Origin of the sequence: Streptomyces sp. NPDC048481 (genome assembly GCF_043200075.1) — a bacterium.
GTDB lineage: Bacteria > Actinomycetota > Actinomycetes > Streptomycetales > Streptomycetaceae > Streptomyces.
Window position 1 is genome coordinate 174,687 of the sequence record NZ_JBICXC010000010.1, and the last position, 18,596, is coordinate 193,282.

At 70.0% G+C, this 18,596-nt stretch carries 18 protein-coding genes and 2 pseudogenes; 9 read left to right on the forward strand and 11 right to left on the reverse strand.

Annotated elements, in window-relative coordinates:
- Positions 1-19: 19 nt before the first annotated feature.
- Positions 20-646 carry a DUF2993 domain-containing protein gene (locus ACGFSH_RS27075; protein WP_393353127.1) on the forward strand — a complete coding sequence of 209 codons (627 nt, stop codon included), beginning with the start codon at positions 20-22 and terminating at the stop codon, positions 644-646.
- A gap of 84 nt (positions 647-730) precedes the next feature.
- Here ACGFSH_RS27075 and ACGFSH_RS27080 read toward each other — a convergent pair whose 3' ends face one another.
- Positions 731-1,336 (reverse strand): dihydrofolate reductase family protein, encoded by a 606-nt coding sequence (locus ACGFSH_RS27080; protein WP_393353129.1) that lies wholly within the window; start codon positions 1,334-1,336, stop codon positions 731-733.
- 282 nt (positions 1,337-1,618) lie between these two features.
- Between ACGFSH_RS27080 and ACGFSH_RS27085 the strand changes: the two genes are divergently transcribed.
- On the forward strand, positions 1,619-2,359 hold the full coding sequence (locus tag ACGFSH_RS27085; protein WP_393353131.1) for a class I SAM-dependent DNA methyltransferase: 741 nt from the start codon (positions 1,619-1,621) through the stop codon (positions 2,357-2,359).
- A 205-nt stretch (positions 2,360-2,564) separates the two neighbouring features.
- On the opposite strand, the gene ACGFSH_RS27090 is transcribed toward ACGFSH_RS27085, so the two are convergent.
- The 4 genes from ACGFSH_RS27090 to ACGFSH_RS27105 form a co-directional block, all read right to left on the reverse strand.
- Positions 2,565-2,921 (reverse strand): hypothetical protein, encoded by a 357-nt coding sequence (locus ACGFSH_RS27090; RefSeq protein ID WP_393353133.1) that lies wholly within the window; start codon positions 2,919-2,921, stop codon positions 2,565-2,567.
- A 499-nt stretch (positions 2,922-3,420) separates the two neighbouring features.
- A complete protein-coding gene (locus ACGFSH_RS27095; RefSeq protein WP_393353134.1) occupies positions 3,421-3,879 on the reverse strand; it encodes a TIGR03618 family F420-dependent PPOX class oxidoreductase in 459 nt (152 codons plus the stop codon).
- A 270-nt stretch (positions 3,880-4,149) separates the two neighbouring features.
- Positions 4,150-5,064, reverse strand: coding sequence for a MerR family transcriptional regulator (locus ACGFSH_RS27100; RefSeq protein WP_393353135.1), 915 nt, complete (start codon positions 5,062-5,064; stop codon positions 4,150-4,152).
- A gap of 424 nt (positions 5,065-5,488) precedes the next feature.
- Positions 5,489-6,007, reverse strand: a complete 519-nt coding sequence (locus tag ACGFSH_RS27105; protein ID WP_393353136.1) for an ATP-binding protein — start codon at positions 6,005-6,007, stop codon at positions 5,489-5,491.
- A gap of 150 nt (positions 6,008-6,157) precedes the next feature.
- Here ACGFSH_RS27105 and ACGFSH_RS27110 point away from each other — a divergent pair, with 150 nt between their 5' ends.
- The gene (locus tag ACGFSH_RS27110) at positions 6,158-6,526 is read left to right on the forward strand and encodes an STAS domain-containing protein (RefSeq protein WP_393353137.1); all 369 of its coding nucleotides are present in this window, start codon (positions 6,158-6,160) and stop codon (positions 6,524-6,526) included.
- 359 nt (positions 6,527-6,885) lie between these two features.
- Positions 6,886-7,566, forward strand: coding sequence for a class I SAM-dependent methyltransferase (locus tag ACGFSH_RS27115; RefSeq protein WP_393353138.1), 681 nt, complete (start codon positions 6,886-6,888; stop codon positions 7,564-7,566).
- A gap of 441 nt (positions 7,567-8,007) precedes the next feature.
- Here ACGFSH_RS27115 and ACGFSH_RS27120 read toward each other — a convergent pair whose 3' ends face one another.
- From ACGFSH_RS27120 to ACGFSH_RS27130, 3 genes and pseudogenes are all read right to left on the reverse strand, one after another.
- The gene (locus tag ACGFSH_RS27120) at positions 8,008-8,598 is read right to left on the reverse strand and encodes a hypothetical protein (protein ID WP_393353139.1); all 591 of its coding nucleotides are present in this window, start codon (positions 8,596-8,598) and stop codon (positions 8,008-8,010) included.
- A 168-nt stretch (positions 8,599-8,766) separates the two neighbouring features.
- Positions 8,767-10,704 (reverse strand): NB-ARC domain-containing protein, encoded by a 1,938-nt coding sequence (locus ACGFSH_RS27125; protein WP_393353285.1) that lies wholly within the window; start codon positions 10,702-10,704, stop codon positions 8,767-8,769.
- A 126-nt stretch (positions 10,705-10,830) separates the two neighbouring features.
- Positions 10,831-10,989, reverse strand: a pseudogene (locus tag ACGFSH_RS27130) (helix-turn-helix domain-containing protein); the annotation flags it as partial.
- A gap of 114 nt (positions 10,990-11,103) precedes the next feature.
- Here ACGFSH_RS27130 and ACGFSH_RS27135 point away from each other — a divergent pair.
- Positions 11,104-11,455, forward strand: a pseudogene (locus tag ACGFSH_RS27135) (transposase); the annotation flags it as partial.
- Between the two features lie 80 nt (positions 11,456-11,535).
- Here the strand turns inward: ACGFSH_RS27135 and ACGFSH_RS27140 are convergent.
- The 3 genes from ACGFSH_RS27140 to ACGFSH_RS27150 form a co-directional block, all read right to left on the reverse strand.
- On the reverse strand, positions 11,536-11,802 hold the full coding sequence (locus ACGFSH_RS27140) for a hypothetical protein (RefSeq protein WP_393353298.1): 267 nt from the start codon (positions 11,800-11,802) through the stop codon (positions 11,536-11,538).
- A gap of 756 nt (positions 11,803-12,558) precedes the next feature.
- The gene (locus ACGFSH_RS27145; protein ID WP_393353140.1) at positions 12,559-13,197 is read right to left on the reverse strand and encodes a dihydrofolate reductase family protein; all 639 of its coding nucleotides are present in this window, start codon (positions 13,195-13,197) and stop codon (positions 12,559-12,561) included.
- A 455-nt stretch (positions 13,198-13,652) separates the two neighbouring features.
- Positions 13,653-14,126 (reverse strand): winged helix-turn-helix transcriptional regulator, encoded by a 474-nt coding sequence (locus ACGFSH_RS27150; protein ID WP_393353286.1) that lies wholly within the window; start codon positions 14,124-14,126, stop codon positions 13,653-13,655.
- A 200-nt stretch (positions 14,127-14,326) separates the two neighbouring features.
- Between ACGFSH_RS27150 and ACGFSH_RS27155 the strand changes: the two genes are divergently transcribed.
- The 4 genes from ACGFSH_RS27155 to ACGFSH_RS27170 all read left to right on the forward strand — a co-directional run bounded on the left by ACGFSH_RS27155 (position 14,327) and on the right by ACGFSH_RS27170 (position 18,485).
- A complete protein-coding gene (locus ACGFSH_RS27155) occupies positions 14,327-15,340 on the forward strand; it encodes an NADP-dependent oxidoreductase (protein WP_393353141.1) in 1,014 nt (337 codons plus the stop codon).
- 500 nt (positions 15,341-15,840) lie between these two features.
- Positions 15,841-16,617, forward strand: a complete 777-nt coding sequence (locus ACGFSH_RS27160) for an endonuclease/exonuclease/phosphatase family protein (RefSeq protein ID WP_393353143.1) — start codon at positions 15,841-15,843, stop codon at positions 16,615-16,617.
- 219 nt (positions 16,618-16,836) lie between these two features.
- Positions 16,837-17,622, forward strand: a complete 786-nt coding sequence (locus tag ACGFSH_RS27165) for a DUF1963 domain-containing protein (protein WP_393353145.1) — start codon at positions 16,837-16,839, stop codon at positions 17,620-17,622.
- A 257-nt stretch (positions 17,623-17,879) separates the two neighbouring features.
- Positions 17,880-18,485, forward strand: coding sequence for a TetR/AcrR family transcriptional regulator (locus ACGFSH_RS27170; protein WP_393353147.1), 606 nt, complete (start codon positions 17,880-17,882; stop codon positions 18,483-18,485).
- Positions 18,486-18,596 lie beyond the last annotated feature (111 nt).

Here is an 18,596-nt window from a genome sequence, read left to right on the forward strand (position 1 = left end):
GGCCACAGTGTCGACAGGGGTGCTGATCACACTCCTGACCTCTGCCGACCGGTTCGCCGCCCTGTCCGCCGAGCACCGGTTGGCCGACCACATCGCCGCGCGGCAGACCGCTCTGCTGGGCACCCCACAGGTGAGCATCGACGCGTTCCCGTTCCTGTTGAGCGCGGCCGAGGGGAGCTTTTCCCGGGTGACCGTGCGGGCGGACGCCGTCACCGGGCAGGGCCGACCCGTGCATGCCTCGGTCGAGTTGGACCATGTGTCGGACCGGGCCGGCTCGTACCGCGCCGCGTCGGCGGACGCCCGGTTCACCGCGCCCTTCGGCTCGTTCGGTGCTCGGCTCGGCCCGGACACGTCACTGTCCGACGACGGCCACGGCAGGCTTCGCATCGAACGGCAGGTCTTCGGTCTGCCGCTGACCGTCACGGCGGAGCTGCGGCTGTCCGGCCGCACGGTCAGAATAGTTCCGGTGACGGCTTCGCTCGCCGGGCGTTCCCTGGACCCGGCCGGCCCGCGCATCCACGACGCGTTCGCCGGGCAGGACCGGACCCTGCCGAAGCTGCCCGCAGGCCTCGAACCGACGGACGTCTCGGTGACCGCCGCGGGCGTGGTGCTGGACGCCCACGGCGACGGCATACGGCTCACCTAGAGGTCGTGTCCGCAATGCCGAGGAGGGGCGCGATCGGCGCGTGGTGCCCTGAGCAGCCGTGCAAACCGGCGGACCTGGACGACTTCACGCGGGGACGCGAAGCGGCGGGTGCTCGAGCACGCGGGGCTTGTACTCGACCAGCTGGATGCGGCCGTCGAAAGTGCGGTGCTCGAGCATTTCGAGGGCGACGTCCGGATAGCCGTCGTAGATGCGTTCTTCGCCCGTGGCCCCGGTGATCACCGGGAACATCACGACCCGGAAGCGGTCGACGAGCCCGGCTCGCAGCAGCGACCGGCACAGCCGGAGACTGCCGATCGTGCTCAGCAGTCCCGAGCCACTCGACTTCATGGCGCGGACGGCCGCAACGGCGTCGTCGCGCACGAGCGTGGAGTTCGCCCATGTCAGTGGCTCCTCCAGGGTGGAGGAGAACACCACCTTGGACGCTTGCGTGAGTTCGTCGACGGACGCCTCTTCCTCCGGCCTGAACTCTTCTTGGCCCTTCGGGACCTCGCCCGCGGCGAAGCCCGACATCAGACGGTAGGTGTTGGCTCCCATCAAGTAGGTGGCCTGGGGCTGATCGCCGAGCCACGCGAGATACTCCGGGCCCTCCAACCCCCAGAATCCGGGCCACCCCTCTCCTGAGGCATGGCCGTCGAGGGAGGTGATGAAATCGACGAGAAGCTCCGACATGACCGCGTCCTTTCCCGAGGTGTCACGAGCTTGGACCGGCCGGGAGCCACAAACTCGTCGGCCACGCCGTGGAGCAACGACAGAACCCAAGACGCTCCAGCCGATCAGGTCGGCGCAGCGGGGTGCGGTCCGGATCCGCCCGCCCCGGCGCAGGGCGCAACGTCCATCGGCCTGGCCTACCTGCCGGACCCTGGCGACCGGCCGGCTCGCCGCCCGTCTGCCGGACCGCACTCACCGTAAATGCGTCGACAGCTCCCTTCGGCACCGGCAAAGTGGCCTTCCGTGACGAGCAGTGAACTGTGGACCCGTGCGCACGCCGACCGCTATGACGCCGAGGAGACCGAACTGTCCTCGCCTGCCGTGCTCGGACCGACTCTCGCCTTTCTCGCGGAGCTGGCCGGAGACGGCCGGGCTCTGGAGTTCGCCATCGGAACCGGCCGAGTGGGAGTCCCGCTCCGGGAACGCGGCGTGCCGGTGGTGGGCATCGAACTGTCCGAGCACATGGCAGCGGTGCTGCGCCGCAAGATCGACGAGGACGCGCTCCCGGTGGTCATCGGGGACATGGCCGCCACCGCCGCTCCCGGCGCGTTCACCCTGGTCTATCTCGTCTACAACACCATCACGAACCTGCTCACTCAGGACGAGCAGGTCGAGTGCTTCCGCAACGCCGCTCGGCATCTGGAGCCCGGCGGCCGGTTCGTCATCGAGCTGGGTGTACCGCCGCTGCGGTTCCTGCCGCCCGGCCAGGTCGCGGTGCCGTTCGACGTCTCCGAGCAGCATCTCGGCTTCGACACCTTCGACCTGGTCGAGCAGATCCTCGTCTCGCACCACCTCACCCTCGACGGCGACGAGGGCCGCTACCGCCGCGACGCCTCGCGGCACCGGTACGCCTGGCCGGCAGAGCTCGACCTGATGGCACGGATCGCCGGCCTCGAGCTGGAGCGTCGCGTCGCGGACTGGGACGGGTCGCCGTTCACCCAGGACTCCGCGAAGCACGTCTCCGTGTGGCGCAAGCCGGCCTGAGACCGGCCAACGCGGGCCGCCGACGAGGGCCCCGCCTCGCGGCCGACGGCGTTGGATCGGGCGCTCGATGGGGCGTCGAATCCGGCGACCGCAGGCGTCAGGGCACGGTGATCGGCGTCGCCCACGCCGACGGACGTCTCCCATGGGGCGGCTCGGGCAGGACGGTGGCATCCGGCCGGCCCACGGGTGCGCGCGGCGTCCGCGCTCAGCTCGACAGCATGGCGACGGCTATGACCACCGCGAGCATCAGCGCCAAGCAGCCGCAGGTGGTCAGCGCGTCGCGCCGGGCTCCCCTGGCTCCCTCCTCGGTGTCCGCCCGCCACGACGGGTCGAGGACCACCTCACCGGACTCGATCGCCACCGCCAGCCGCTGGATGTCCGCGTAGGAGTACATCGTGACGGTGCTCGCGCCCAAGGTTCCGTAGCTCTTCTGCTGTTCGGTCCCCACCCCGTGGGCGGAGGCCACCTGGGGCACGTACTTCCGTCTGACCGTCCAGAGCGCTGCGGCCCTTTCGGCCGTCACCCAGCTGAGACCCGGGGGCTGCACTTCCGGCGTGGTCATGCCCGCCATGGTGCCGCTGAGGGCGGCACGGGGCATCCGTAGATTGGCGTAAACCGCCTACTCCGTCGCGCTGCTGCGGGTGATGGCCCGCAGCGCCGTGACGGGCCATTCGACGGGTCGGTGCGGACGCCGGGCGGGGGCGTCGGCCGGCCCGTGAACGCGTCCTGGAGGCGGCGCAGCAGGTCGGCCGCGGGACCGGCGTGAATGCACGGCCGTGCGGGACTCTCCCCATGGCCCGCGGCGGCCGCCGGCTCGATGGTGCCCCCGGCGTCCGGCCCTCGGCTCCTGGTCTTCGTGTTCGGTGTCGGGTTCCGCGGCGCGAGCAGCGGCTCAGGTCGGAGGTCCCGGTCCGGGTAGGGCCCTCAATGGAGCGCGCGGCCGGGCCGGCAGGCAGGGCCCACCGTGCGGTTCCCACGAGGTACGACAAGTGCGCCGTCCTCAATCGCGCGACCCTGCTGGTTGCAGCCGTCACGAGGGCCATGACCCCTACCGTCGCCGCTCAACCGTTGATATCCAAGGCGGTCCCGTACAGGCGCTCCACCCTCAGCCGAATGACAATCCTGCGCTCGGCGACCAGCTGTTCGAGGAACGCGTCCTCGTCTTCAGGCCGCGCGGCCGTCGGGATCATCGCGAGCAGTTCCCGCCCGACCGCGTCGCCGGGAACCGTCGTGATCTCGGAAGTCTCCGCCGCGCCCTCCGCGACGGCGAACGACCAGACGTCACCACCCTGCACATGCAGCGCAGCGCGCGGATTGCGCTGCAGGTGCTTGACCTTGATGCGGTCGGCCGTGGTGGACAGCCTCACGATGCGGGCGTCGGGGTCCCAGCTGTAAAGCATCGTGGTCAGGTGCGGGTGGCCACTTTGCTTGACCGTGGCGAGGGTCCCGAACTGCTGCTTGGCAAGCAGGTGGGAGAGAGCTTCGTCGGACAGGGAGCGAGGCGCTGGTCCTTGAGTCATGCTGTGATCAACTTCCGCAGCGTCCGCGACATTCCGCGTCTCTCTTGTGCCCCACCACCCACCTTCCCAACACGCCCTGAGGCGTGGAGCGCAGAACCACGAAGCGGCCATCTCCCCTGTAGACATGAGGCGTTGAGGAGTGAGCCGTTGTGGGTGCCGACCTCATGGGCCTGCGGATGCGGCGGTGCGGGCGATGGCTGCGCGCGGCACCCGATCGACGAGGGTGATCGGACGGCGACCCGGGCCCGGCGGCGACCAGCAGAACCCCGGCTATGCCGTGTTTTGAGTAACGGGTGAGCCTTGGGCGGATAGTTCTGCGGCCAGTTCCATACAGCGCAGGCGGGCCGGGGAGAAGTCGTGGGGCATCCTGCCGATGGCTTCGAACGCGCTCATGGAGTCAGCCTCCCGCCTGCCGGAGCTGAGGCCGGCCTCGTTCTCGCCGTCCTCGGGGTGCAAGTTGTCCCAGGCGTCGAAGAGGGCATCGTCGTCCTTGTCCAGGCCGGATTCCTCGATGACGGCGTGCAGGGCGCATTCGAAGGCGTGGCGCTCGGCGGCCACTTGAGAGACCCGTGGATCGTCGACGGCGACGCTGTCGTCGAGTGCTTCCTCGGCGTCATCGATGCGGTCACCATCCGCCCGCAGAGTGGGATGCGTGGCCAGAACGATGAAGCGGGTGGCCTGGACGGCCGCGCCGAGCGCGCCGAAGATCCGCTCAGTGACCAGCAGGCTGTCCAGGTCCGCCTGACGCAGGGAGCCCTCCGGCAGGCTCTTGAGGCGTTCGGTGACGAAGTCGGAGAGCAGGCCCATCCGGCTGCCTTCGGTGCGCATCCGCTGCACGGCGGTCCGTTGCCGCCGCAATTCCACCTCCTGCCCGGCGAGGGTTTTCTCCAACCGCTCCAGAATGCCCGCGATACCGTCTCCGCTGTCCGCACCGGCGGAAGCGATGCCGGTGGTGAAGGCGTCTCGGATGTCGTCCAGGGCGATCCCGGCGTCGGCCGTCTTGCGAATCCACAGCAGGCGGATCATGTCCTCGTACCCGTAGCGGCGGCGGTCATCGCCGCCCCGCTCAGGCTCGGGGAGCAGGCCGATCTCGTGGTAGTGGCGAATGGCCCGCGGCGTGGTGCCGGCGAAGGCAGCCGCGTCACCGATCTTGACCTGGCGGGGTGGCATGAACGACGAAGGCATCAACAGGGACCTTTCCTCAAGGGACCGAGACGTAAGTCCACCGGACCACATGCCGCTGCGGAAGGTGCAAATCCCATACACCCCGCCCCGCCCTGCCCCGCGCCGATGCCAATGCCGATGCCAATGCCGATGCCAGGAAACGCGCCCTTCCTCCGCAATGACCGCAGGCTCGCGCTTTCCTGCTGCGGCATCCGCACGACGGCAGGCTGAGGGTTTACAACTACTGATGAGTCACCGCGACCTGGACGGTCGCCTGAACCGAACCGCAAGTTCGTCGAACCGGGTCGCCGCGGCCCGGTGCTGCTTGAGACGGCTGATCCCGCCTTCGCCCGCGTGCCGAGCTTTGTAGCCCTCGCGGTCGGAGAAGGGCTGACGGTCACCCCCACGTCCGCGCCGCCGACGGTTGCGGACCTGATCGACCGGCTCAGGAACCGTGCACCTGATGCCACGTCTGCGCAGGTGGGCGCGATTCGCGAGCGACGGGTGCGTCGGACAGGGCGATGCGCGCGGTGATGCGCTTGCCGACCGGCTGTGGCTCGATGACCAGGTCCTCGGCGATGGCCTTGACGATCTCCAGACCGTGCTGGCCGATCCTGCCGGGATCGACGGGCCGGGCCGCGGGAACGGTGGGGTCGCTGTCCCACACCACGACGTCCACACTGCCCGCGGTGATGCGCAGTTCCATCAGGACCGGCCCGGGGGCGTACTTGCGAGCGTTGGTGACCAGCTCGCTGACCACCAACTGGGTGAGATCCCTCGCACGCGCGGACACGGACACGTGATGGCCGTCGCCGGCCGTCGCAAGGAAGTCCACGGCGTGGCGGCGGGCGTCGGCGATGCAGCCGTCGTCTCCGCCCAGCGCGTAACCGGCGCGCAGCAGATAGCGGTCCGGCCCGGTCCAGCCCTCACCGTCGACGTCGGATCCCACTGGCCTCGCCCTCATGACTCGCGTCCCTCCCCCGGTGTGCCCATACATGGCACAGCCATGTTCATCCACACAGCCACCCGAGTGCTTCTGCTCGAGATGGTGGGGCAGAATCGTCCACGAACACCCCCGGAACCGGGGCAAGCCTAAAGCGCAGGGGAGGAGACGGTGACCGACATCGAGAACGCGGACCGGTCGAACCGGTTGTCCGTCGAACACCGCGTCATCGGTGACGTGCGTGTAGTGACCGTGCGCGGCGAGATCGACCACGACGTCAGGGACGTGCTCACTCAGGCGCTGCTGCCCGAGGCCGGCGCCGTCCGGCCGCCGCGCACCGTGGCCGACCTCAGCGGCGTGACCTTCATGGACTCCAGCGGCATCAACGTCTTCGTCGCCGCCCACCAGAGCATCTCCGGCGCCCAGGGGTGGCTGCGCATCGCCGCCCCGCAGGAGTCCGTCCTGCGCGTCCTGCGCATGGTCGGCATCGACGCGCTCATCACCTGTCACCCCAGCGTCGAGCAGGCCCTGAACGCCTGACCCCTCCCCCAGCCCCAGCCCACCGGCGCAGGTGACGTCGCACGGCTCCGTCCGGCTCCCGCTCCACCCCCTCACGGCAGACTCCGACGCCCGAGCACACCATTGACGAACATCTCCGCGAGCGTGCGCACGGCCTCGCCGACCGCCTGATCGCCCGCGCCTGAGCGCGGTGATCGACAAGGGCCCCCCGCGCGCGGCGCCCAGCAGCACGACCGGCGCCGCATCCCGATGCTGCCGGAGCGCATGGCCGCGATACGCCGGGAGCCGCCTCCGTGCCACGCGCCGGTGGCCGGCCCGTTGCTTTTGCCGGATCGGCAACAAGTGTGGCACTGCCACGCCTCGTGGGCGACGGTGGATCCGTGACCGACGACATTGCAGCGGGACCGCCCGCTTCCGAAGCATCCCCGCCGGCCGACGGATACCTCGGAGACCCGGAGGTACGCACCGAGTGGGACAACCGCTACGCCGACCGGCATCAGTTGTGGAGCGGCCGCCCCAACGGCGCGCTCGTGGCCGAGGTCGCCGGGCTCAGGCCCGGACGGGCGCTCGACGTCGGATGCGGGGAGGGGGCGGACGCCCTATGGCTCGCGCGCGGCGGCTGGGACGTGACCGGGCTCGAGGTATCGGGCGTGGCACTGGAGCGGGCGGCGGGGCACGCGCGCGACGCCTGCCTCACCGTGCGTTGGATCCACGCCGCACTCACCGCGGCGGAGCTGCCGCCGGCCTCGTTCGACCTCGTCTCCGCACAGTATCCGGCTCTGCTGCGGACCCCCGACGCAGCGGCGGAGCGGGCGCTGCTCGGCGCCGTCGCGCCCGGCGGCACGCTGCTGCTCGTCCACCACGCGGGGATGGACGCCCGGCAGCCTCACGACAGCGGCTTCGACCCGGCGGACTATGTCTGGCCTGCGATGGTCAGCGACCTGCTCGACGACGACTGGGAGGTGGAGGTGGACGAACAACGCCCACGGGTGGTACCCGACGGCGGGGCCGGGGCGCACCACACCGACGATCTGGTACTGCGCGCGCGCCGGCTGCGCTGAGTCCACCGCCCCGTGAGCGCCCGGTCCGCGGTACCGGCCGGCGATGCCCGCTGCCGGCACGACGGAAGGTCCCGTGCCAGTCGCGACCGCTCTGGCCGTGGGGCTCCCCGGCGGCCCTGGTCCGTCCGCGCGCCCGCGCGCGCCGGCGGACCGGCGGAACACGGACGGCCGCAGAGCCTCCTGGTTTTCGTGGGATGGAGGATCGCCCGGAGTGGTTTCGCCGTACTGCAAAGGCGACCGGACTCCGGTCCTCGACGGCACCGACCGCCTCGGCGTCCTGCGCGCCGGATCCCCGACGACGTGAGGCCCGAGCGGCTCGAGACGCTGCCCTCTCTGGTCGGCTTGTTGATCGTCAGCAAGCCTCCTTACAGCGACGCGGCCGCTCGTCCGGGGCAGGCGCAGACGACTGAGCAGGGCTGAGGCGATGCATGACGTTGCGGGTCAGCGCCAGCCCGGATTGTCGTTCGGCAGGAAGGTTCCGAACAGTGACTCGTAGGCGTCGTCCTCTCCTTCGTCGCCGAGCAGCACATGATCGGGCGCGGTTCTCACCACTGCTTCCCGGAGCTTTGAGACCAGTTCTGCCGTGGACGTCAAGTCGAGAGACAAGGCGTCGGCCAGACGGGCGCGATGCTCATCAATGTCGGGCTCGTACTCCGCAAGGTCCCGTTCGAGGTGCCCTGCCGCAATCTGCATGGCCTCAACATCGCCGCCACCCGAGAACTTCAGACAGTCGTGCCAGCAGGCAAGACCAATGATGATCTCCAAGGCCGCTGTCAGGTCGTCAGCCATCAGGCCGGCCTGCCCCTCGGAGCCGGCATACACCACGGACTGCCGGCCGCCGGGCTCGCCGCACAGGAAGTACGTCCCACCAGCGGCATCGCCAGCGAAACCCGTCATCGGAACGCCCGAGGACAGGCGGATGTCCCCCCCGTGATCACCGCGCGAGATGTCGAAGTCGAAGGCGCGTTCAAGAAGGTTGGAAACACCCGGGTCGCTCCGGATCAGGTCGAGCACATGATCGGCTGAAGTCACGGCGGGGACGATAACAAGAGAGGCTGACAGCGGACAGCCCCAGAAGCGCAAGCGCAATGGGCCCCTCGCCATGAACGGAGTGCGAGGGTCGGTCCCTCACTCAGAGACCGGACCTTGGTTCAGAGAGGTCTGCGTTCACCTCTCCCTTCTTCGCCCTGCGCCTCGGCTTCACGTCCGCGTCGTGAGTCGCGCGACCGCCGCGTCGTATCGTGATCGGAGCCCTTCATCTGCCGAGATCCGCAGCAGCGCGCCGAGCGCCCGTACCGCGCCGTCGTCGTAGCCAGACGACTCCGCTTCCCTGGCCGCCAGGTCGAGTTGTCCAATGCCCTCGGCCTCGTTCCCGAGCCCCAGCAGCGCCTCGCCCCTCACCATGAGAAGCAGAATCCGGGGTACGTCGGCCGTGCCCGATCGGTCGTCGAAGGCCAAGGCCTCGTTCGCCGTGTCGAGGGCCCTGCGCCACTTCCCCGCGTCGGTCCAATGGCGGGCGAGGTGCTGCATGGCCAGTCTCTCCATGGTCCGGTCACAGGCCTTGCGCGCCAGCTCCACCGCCCGCTCACACCCCTGCGCGGCCTCGTCCAGGCCGCCGAGCGCCGCTTGTGCCACGGCGAGAACGATCAGGGCGTTCGCCTCGGCCACCGCGTCATCTGCCCGGGAGGCAAGCGTGGAGGCCACCCGCAAACGGGTCAGTGCCTCCGTGATGCGCCCTTCCTCGATCAGCACCCAGCCGAGCACGTTCAGCACCCGTGACTCGCCGTGCTGATCGTCGTCGGCCTCTGCCGCCACGAGCGCGGTCTCCAGTAGCGGGACCCAGCCGTCACGCACACGCCACACGATCAGCGGCCACATCGCCAGGACGATCCGCCAGGTCCTGCCGTGCAGTCCGGCGGCGTGTGCTGCGGCCACCGCCCGCGTGAGGTCGTCCCTTTCGGCTGCGTACCAGGCAACGGCGGCGGACCGGTCGCCGAACTCCCGCACGGCGGAGGGCGGCTGGTAGTCGTCCGGCAGCGGGAAGCAGTCCTCGTTGCCGGGCTCGGCCGCCGCCACGGCCGCGAGCGCCGTGGCGACGTAGTGGTCGAGCACACGCTTGAGTGCATCCGGCCCGGGGTCCAGGCTGCGCGCGTAGAGCTGCACGAGATCGTGCATCGTCCATCGTCCGGACGCCGTCTCCGTGACGAGGTGCGCGACGGCCAGCCGCTCCAGGGCGGTCTCGGCGGATGCCGGGTCCGTGGCCGCCAGGGCCGCCGCCGCATACCGGTCGACGTGCGTACCGGGGTGACAGCCGAGATGGGCGAACAGTCGGGAGACGTCCTCCGGGAGCTGTTGCAGCGTCACACGCAGTGCCGCTCGTACGCCGGTGTCCTCCACGTCCAGCAGGCTCAGCCGGCGCGTCTCGTCCGACAGTTCGGCGGCCATCGCGGCCAGCGACCAGCCGGGCCGTTGCGCCAGCCGGGCAGCTGTCACCCGCAGCGCCAGGGGCAGTCCGCCGCACAGCTCGGCCAGCCGTCGGGCGGCCACCGGCTCCGCGCGTATCCGTTGCGCGCCCAGTACACCGGCGAGGAGCATCGTGCCGTCGTGCGGCCCGAGCACGTCCACCGCAATGGGCCTGGCCGTGTCGGTGACGATCAACCCGGACAGCCGGTGTCTGCTCGTGACGACGGTGACGCAGCGCCGACCCCCCGGCAGGAGCGGCCTGACCTGCTCGGAGTCCCGCGCGTTGTCGAGGACGACAAGGAGCCGGCGGTCGGCGGCGAGCGAACGGAACAGCGCCGCCGCGGCGTTCACGGACTCCGGTATCCGACCGTGCGGCACGCCGAGTGCCAGCAGGAACTCGCGCAGCACCTCGATGAGGGCCGGCTCGTCCGTTTCTGCGAAGCCGCGCAGGTCGGCGTAGAGCTGCCCGCCCGGAAATCCGGCACGGCCGTGGTGGGCCCAATGCAGCACGAGGGCCGTCTTCCCCACCCCGGCGGGCCCGATGACCAGGCAGACGGGCGCCTCGCCCGCAGCGGTCCGGGACAGAACCGCGAGCTCCGCCGCCCGCCCGTGAAAACCACGCGGCGCGCGCGGCAGCAGATCGGGCGCTCCGGTCCGCGCAACGGCATCCGGCACGGCCGCAGGTGACGCAACGTCCGTCACGGGGGCCCGGCGGGTACGACCCAGGCTCGCGGTGTGCTCCAACTCCCGGGCACCAGCCGCGTCCAGGCCCAAGGCTGCGGACAACGCCTCCACGGTGCGGCGTTGCGGCCCCCGGGAGCGTCCACGCTCCATGTCCGAAAGCGCCCGCACGCTCACTCCCGCAGCGTGCGCCAGCCCTTCCTGGCTCAGCCCGGCACTCGTCCGCAGAGCATGAAGAAGCGCGCCGAAAGTCCCGGTGGCCGGTGTACCGGTGCCCATGTCTGCAGTCCCCTGGTCAGTGCGGCCCAGCCCAAACGCCGTACCTCGCCTGCAAAAGTATGCACGACGCTACTTTTACGGGTGAAAACCATCGCGGCCCTCTTCTCTGATGCCCCCTGTCGGCCGCCGGCCTTCGTGCGCACCGCCGGACAGGCCGGTGACGCGCCCGTCTTCGCTCGCGTCACGGCCCGCATCCGTGTCCCTCGGCGGCCAGGACGTCCCCGTACCAGGCCGGACGTGGTCCTGGCCGACAAGTCGTACGCTTCGCGCGCGATCCGCGAGCACCTGCGCAAGCGCGGAATCCCGGCGGTCATCCCCGTTCCGGCCAGTCAACGCGGCCACAGGCTGCGGCGCAGCCGCCAGGGCGGTGGGCCACCCACCTTCGACCGCGAGACGTACGAGCAGCACAACACCGTCGAGCCCTGCATCGACCGCCTGAAGCAGGGGCGAGGCGTCGCCACCCGCAACGAGGAGACCGCAGCCATCTGCCTGGCCGGACTCTACGTCGCTGGCAGCTTCCTCTGGTCCGCCTGCAAGGCCAACGGATCAGGAGCAGGAGCGAAGCGCCTCGTCCCAGGCGCCAGGGCTGCGGTAGTGGTTCTTGTGCCCGGCAGCAAGTACGCGGCGCAGTTCGGCAAGGTACTGGGTGTCCGCGGGGAGATCCAGCGAGCCGAGGAAGGTCAGTGCGGCAGCAGGCTCCAGGTCGCCGTAGACGTCGTGGAAACTCGCCAGGAGGCCGCGGAAGAGGGCTGAGTGCAGGGCAGGAAGACGCATGGCGGTGCGGTAGGTCAGCTCCTTCACGGTCCAGCGCACCGGTCCCGAACACTCCAGAACACGACGGGCTCGGCGGAGCAGGGCTTCCGACTGCTTCGGTCACCGCCCGGTCGATGTCGTTACCGAGAACCTCGGCGAAGGCCGTCGCGGACGTGGCGTGGTCCTCGAACCAGTCCACCCACAGCGAGTAGGTGACGGCCTCGGCCTCCCGGTCCGCCTCCAGCCGTTGACGGTAGCGGTCCCACAGCACGTCGGCCGGCAGCGGACCCTCCGCACCTTCGTTCGCGAACCGGATCTCGCACGTGACCCAGTAGTCGTCGAGGAGGTCCAGCAGTCCGAAAGCCAACCTCACCTGGTCGGCTGCATCCAGGTCTTCGGCGAACACATCACCGGCCCAGGAGTGCGCTACCTGGTTGGCGGTGAGCAACACGTCCGGCTTCTCGGCTCACCCACCCGTCGCGCACCTGGCTGACACCCTGATCAGCCAGCCAACACCGCGCTGCCTCCTCGGCTTGCATCTCCACTCGGGAAGTATGACAAGCCTCGCAAGATCCAAACGAGACTGCCTGGTTGCAGCAAGATCTTCCGGATGGCGGCGCCTTTCAAAACGTGCTCGCGCAGGGAGCCGCCGACGGTTGCACCGACGGGTACCAGCCGCCGCACACCGACTGAGCCTGTACCCCGACGATGCCGGCCGATTGCCCGCCGAACAGTGACGAGGGTCAGGACCACGACGTCGAACCACCGAGGCGGGCGCGGCAGCACACCCACCCCGGTGAAACCCGGTCCCGCACGTCAGCGGCGGACCAGAACCGCGTGGGTGACGGTCGGCGAGCTGACCAGCTCGGACACCCGGTAGCCGTCGATCCCGTCACCCAGATCGTCGAGCAGCCGCTCCCCGCGCCCGATGAGCAAGGGCGCGATGGCCAGGTGGAGCTCGTCGATCAGCCCGGCGCGCAGATACTGCCGGATGATCGCCGCGCCGCCGCCGATCCGGACGTCTTTGCCGCCCGCGGCGTCGAACGCGCGCTGGAGCACCGCCTCCAGCGGCTCGTCGGTGAAGTGGAAGGTCGTTGCGCCGGCCATTTCCAGCGTCGGGCGGGGATGGTGGGTGTGGACGAAGACGTTGTGGTGGTAGGGCGGGTTGTCGCCCCACCAGCCCTTCCAGGACTCGTCCTGCCACGGCCCGCGCTGCGGGCCGAACATGTTCCGCCCCATGATCGTGGCACCGATGTTCCGCTCGCCGCGGGCGAAGTAGTCCGCATCGATTCCGGCCTTCCCCGCGGCGGAGTCCTCCGCCGCGGAGACGAACCAGCTGTGCAGGTCGTCACCCCAGCCGACGCGGTCGCCGAACGGGGCGTCCAGTCGCTGATTCGTGCCGGCCGCGAAGCCGTCGAGGGAGATCGTGACATTGTGTACGCGGACCCTGGGCATGCTCTTCACCTCTCGTGCAGATGTCGTCGCCTCACTCCTGCGTCGTACAGAGCCTGCATGGATCGACATCCCCGCGCACATTCTCTCGGCGGATCACACTGACGGCCCGCACCGCGCCCCGGCGCCGAACCGCCGCGTGGCGGGGCGACGCCGGCGAGCAGGCGGGGCGCGAGCGCCGCCCAGCGCACAAACAGCGGCAGCTCCCGGCGCAGCCAGGCCTCCGATCGTGAAGCGGCGCGCACCCTGACGAGCCGAAGTCAGTAACGACGAACAACCCGGTGAATGTGTCCGGTCACAGCCCTAGCTCGGCCCGGCAGACCCCTACCTCCTACGACTGGGCAGCCATTCCGGCCGACCCTCATGCCGGCTTCACGAAGGGGATCCATGGACCGGCTGGGGTGGCGTACAGGGGGCCGGGTACTGACCCGTCGACGAGCGGCGCGCCCGCGCTCAGTTCAGTCTGCGGGCCTCAGACGAAAAGCGGGGCCGGGGATGCTCTCAATGTCTTCCGGCTGCACGGCGTGACCCCGGTCGCAGCGGACCTGGGCGTCGACGTGCGCGCCGCAACCACGGTGCCGGGACAGCATGGCCGGGCCCTCCGGGTCGGCGCGGTAGCGGTCGCCCCACTGAAGGAGCCCCATCACGGCCGGGACCAGATCCCCACCCTTGGGCGTGATCACGTACTTCAGCCGGCTCCGCGAGCCCGGCTCCTTGTAAGTCTCGGTGGCCAGGATCCCTTCCTCTACAAGCATCCGGAGTCGCGCCGCGAGGAGGTTGCGAGGACAGCCGAGGACGCGTTCGAACTCACTGAAGCGGGACGAGCCGTACCAGACCTCGCGCAGGATCAGGATCGTCCACTTCTCGCCCACGACCTCAAGGGTCCGGGCGATCGAGCAGTTCGATGTGTCCCGGTCGAGACGGGGGTCCACCCCGGCGTCCTGCGGAGGTTCGCTCGTCGCATCCATGGAGGTGATTCTAACCTCACTTGAGTTTACTTTCTTATACTCAGCCAGTAGCGTCGTGACCAGCACAGCAACTCGGCCGCACGCGAGAAACGGCGCGCAGAGGGACACACACGCCCGAGGAATCGCATCAGCCACCGAAACACCCGCGCAGAGAGGCGGCCGGCATGAAGGCATTCGTCGTCGAGAAGTACGGCAAGGACGGGGTCCGCGCCGCAGAGGTACCCGAGCCCACCGTCGGGGACCGCGACGTCCTGGTCAGGGTGAGCGCCGCCAGCATCAACCCGCTGGACAAGATGGTCCGCGACGGAGATTTCAAGCGGCTCCTGAAGTACAAGCGTCCGTTCGTGCTCGGCCACGACGTTTCGGGCGTCGTGACGCGGGTCGGTACCGCCGTACGCGGCTTCGAGGTCGGCGACGAGGTCTACGCCCGTCCGCGCGACCTGCGGGTGGGAGGCTTCGCGGAGTTCATCGCGATCGACGCGGACGATGCCGCCCCCAAGCCGGCCTCACTCTCCCTGGAGGAAGCGGCCGCGGTGCCCCTGGTGGCCCTGACCGCCTGGCAGATACTCGTCGAACGCGCGCACGTGAAGCCGGGGCAGAAAGTGCTCGTCCACGCCGGGGCCGGCGGCCTCGGGTCGACGGTCGTCCAGCTCGCCAAGCACCTCGGCGCCACGGTGGCGACGACCGCGAACACCAGGTCCGAGGAGTTGGTCAGGAGCCTTGGGGCCGACGTCGTCGTCGACTACACCAAGGAAGACTTCTCAAAGGTGCTCTCCGGCTACGACCTGGTGCTGGACTCCCTGGGCGGGGCGAACCTGGAGAAGTCGCTGACCGTGCTGAAGCCCGGCGGCCTGGCCATCAGCGTCGTCGGCCCGCCGGACGCCGGGTTGGCCAAGCAGCTCGGCGCCCCATCCGTCCTCGGACTGGTCATGAACACCCTCAGCCGCAAGATCCGCAAGCGGGCCAAGGCGCTGGGCGTGCGCTACCAGTTCCTCTTCATGCAGGCCAACGGCTCACAGCTGCGCAAACTCGCTGCCCTCTACGACAGCGGGAAGCTACGCCCGGTCATCGACAGCACCTTCCCCTTCGACCAGACCCTCGAGGCGATGGCGCACGTCGAGCAGGGCCACACCAAGGCCGGCAAGGTCGTGGTCTCCATGGCGCCCGGCAGCTACTGACACGCGCCCGGCAACAGCCCCTCCGTTCCGGCCTGGTCAAGGTCGTTCCCCGCCACCACTTGGTCCAGAACGCGCGCGACCGCGCCAATGGTGTCGTGCTGTCGCCGTGGCTGATGAGATCCCGAGTCCGCACGGACGCGTCAGGCACGCATGCATCAATTACGGCCGGATGTCTCCCGGCAGCGCCAAAGCGGTCTGCACGAGCCGTGCGTTCCCCTTTCCTTGACGCGCGACCCTCCTGGTCTCCGCGGGGAAGCCGATGTCCTGCTCACTGCGGACATGCTCAGCACGCCAGCTGAGCTCCGCCGAGCGACGCACCTCGCCAAGTGGGAATGCGGGCCTTGTCGACCAGGGCGGCACGGACGCCCGCCGGGAAGTCCGAGGGGGCGCCGCCAAAGCGCGAAACCCCGGTTCAGAATTCGTCATTCACCTGCCACCTGCCACCTGCCGGTGAGCCGCTCCCCGCGGCTCGGCGGGCGCCGGACAGAAAGCGACACGTTGTGAAGGCCATACGACTGCTGACCTTGAACACCCTCTACACCGGCGATGTCCCGGCCCGGCTACGTGCGCTCGGAGCGGCCCTCGATCGGTCCGCCTACGACATCGTCTGCCTGCAGGAGGTCATGTACCGCCGCCACGTCCGGCTGCTCCGCCGCGCCGCTCCCGGCTACCGGTACGTCGCCTGCTCGGGCACGGTCCTGCTCCAAGGCGGCTTGGTGCTGCTGTCCCGGTGGCCGATCAGCCGATACCGTTTCGTGCGCTACCCGACGACAGGTCCGGTACGCGGCGAACTCCTCATGCGCAAGGGCGCCCAGGTGGCGTCCGTCGCCACTCCAGTGGGCGAACTGGCTGTCGTGAACACCCACTTGTCGGCCAACCGCGACGACGACTGGTCGCCCACGAACCGGTACACCCGCATCGCGGCCGGCGAACTGGCCCGGCTCGCCACGCTGATCAAGGCCATCGACCCATCCCTGCCCGTCACCATGGTCGGTGACCTGAACCTCCCGCGCGACTCAGCGGCGCTCATCGACTTCATCGCCGCTGCCGGGCTGAGCGACGTCCTCGCCGGCGACAGGCGTCCGACCTACCGGCCCACCCCTCGGTGGCCGTCACCGCCGGCCCTCGACCACGTACTGATCCGACCCGCAGCCGGGGAGACACTGACCGGCAGCGCCGACTTCGTCTTCCAGGACGAGGTGACCCTGGGCGACGGCCGCCGGGCCTACCTGTCCGACCACTACGGCGTGCAGGCGGAGTTGACCCGGTCGAAGTGACGCGCGGGCCGGCCGGGTCGGTCACGACGGCCCCTTGCGGACCACGAGCCGGGGCTCGCAACGACGGAAGGGGGGTGGGCGGATCGGTCCGCAAGTGCGGAGAAACGCTCCGCGGGCGTGGACAGCCCGGGACGGCCGACCCGGCCCGGGTGGGGGCCTCCCGTTTGCGAAGGGAACTGGAGTCGGCCGGTGTCAGTGGGTCCTGGCATGATCGAGGTCATGTCCACTCCGATCGTGGAAGAGCTCGTTCTGAGGACGGCCGAGACGCACGGCGTTCCCGGCCCGGTGGCGCAGGAGCTGCTCGCCGGTTCCCGGCCGTGCCTCTACCTGGTCCCCTTCGACAGCCTGACGCCCGCCCAGCAGCACGAGGCTCGTCCCGCCGCGCGCACGGGGGGCCTCCCTTGCTTGCCGGACGGTGTCGACTGGCCCGATGGGCGCAACCCCCTGGTGCTGACCGTCGATTGCGCAGCGCTCCCTCGCGCAGCCCTGGACATCGAGCTGCCGTCCGACGGGAGCCTGTTGTTCTTCACCGCGATCGAGTACGAACCGGAGTCGTCGGTGGTACTCCACGTTCCCGCCGGCGCGCGGACCACACAACGCTCGGCGGCGTACGAGCTCAACGGGGAACCGGAGCAGGTCAGGGTCTACCAACCGGATGATCTGTATCCGCTGCCGGGACGGTCTTTCTCACCCGACTGGCGTGACGCCCCGGCCACCAGCGCGTTCCTCGACAGTCGAGCGGACCGCGACGACATCCTGGACGACTTCGAGGACGCCGTGCGCAGTGCGGCAGCAGGCGGCGCCTCCCACGCGGTCGCCGTCCAGCTCGGCGGTCACTCCACCCCCTGGCAGTCACCACCGGATGCGGGCGGCCTCGTCCTCCTTGCACAGATCCACGGACAGTCGATCGACCTCGACGTCTACACGCAGACCCTCGTTGTCGGCACCCGCGAGGACCTCGCCACGCGCCGATATGAGGCCCTGACATTCGAACAGCAGGTCTGAACAGCCACCGCGAGGCCTTCCGGGTCCTGGACGATCTTGTGGTGGGTGCGCGGCATGATCCGGCCACCGGCGGCCCCGAAGTGCGCCCGCAGAATTGTCAGCCGGTCCAGGGCCTCGCCGGCGGTCGGGAGGTGCCCGGCGGACGCTCGGGCCCACGCCGGAGACGGGACGCCGACGCGATGCGCGGGCCGGAGTCGTCGTCGGCTCCCGGGCACGGACGGTGTCGCATGGCCGTCGTCGCCCCGTAGGGTCGGTGCATGGTCGACGAGCAGGCGGGGCAGGGCAACGGGCGCGGTCCTGGGCGGCCGCGCGAAGAGCGGGTGACCCGCGCGGTCCTGGACGCCGTGGTCGCGCTGGTGGCCGAGCAGGGCATGGGCGCGGTCACCATGGACGCCGTGGCCACCCGCGCCGGGGTCAGCAAGCCCTCGATGTACCGACGTTGGCCCACCAAGCAGGACCTCGTCATCGCCGCCGCCGAGTCGAGGGTCGGTCCGCTGGCCGTCCCGGACATGGGGGACTTCCGCGCCGAACTGCGGGCGGTCCTCATGGCGCGTATGGAGGCGTACCGGCAGCCGGGGGTCGACAGGCTGCTCGCGGGCGTGATGGCGGCCGCGGCCGACCCGGGCTCCGAGCGTGGCGCCTACGGGGAGTACACCGCACGCGTCACCGGGGAGATGCGGCACATCGTCGAGCGCGGAATCGCGCGTGGCGAGCTGCGATCCGGGATCGACGTCGACGCGGCGGTGACGCTGGTGGCGGCCTCGCTGGTCTTCCGGATGGTCGCCGAGCAGCGTATGCCCGACGAGCGGCTGGTCGACTCGGTGGTCGACCTCATCGGCCGCGCCGTCGGCGCTCCGGGCTGACGGGGCTTCCCACGCGCGCAAGGGTTCTCCCCACGCCTACGGCCCTCCGCGTTCGTCGGCGGCATCCACTCAGGACGGGTATTCGTTACCGGCAGTTTTGAATTTATGGCC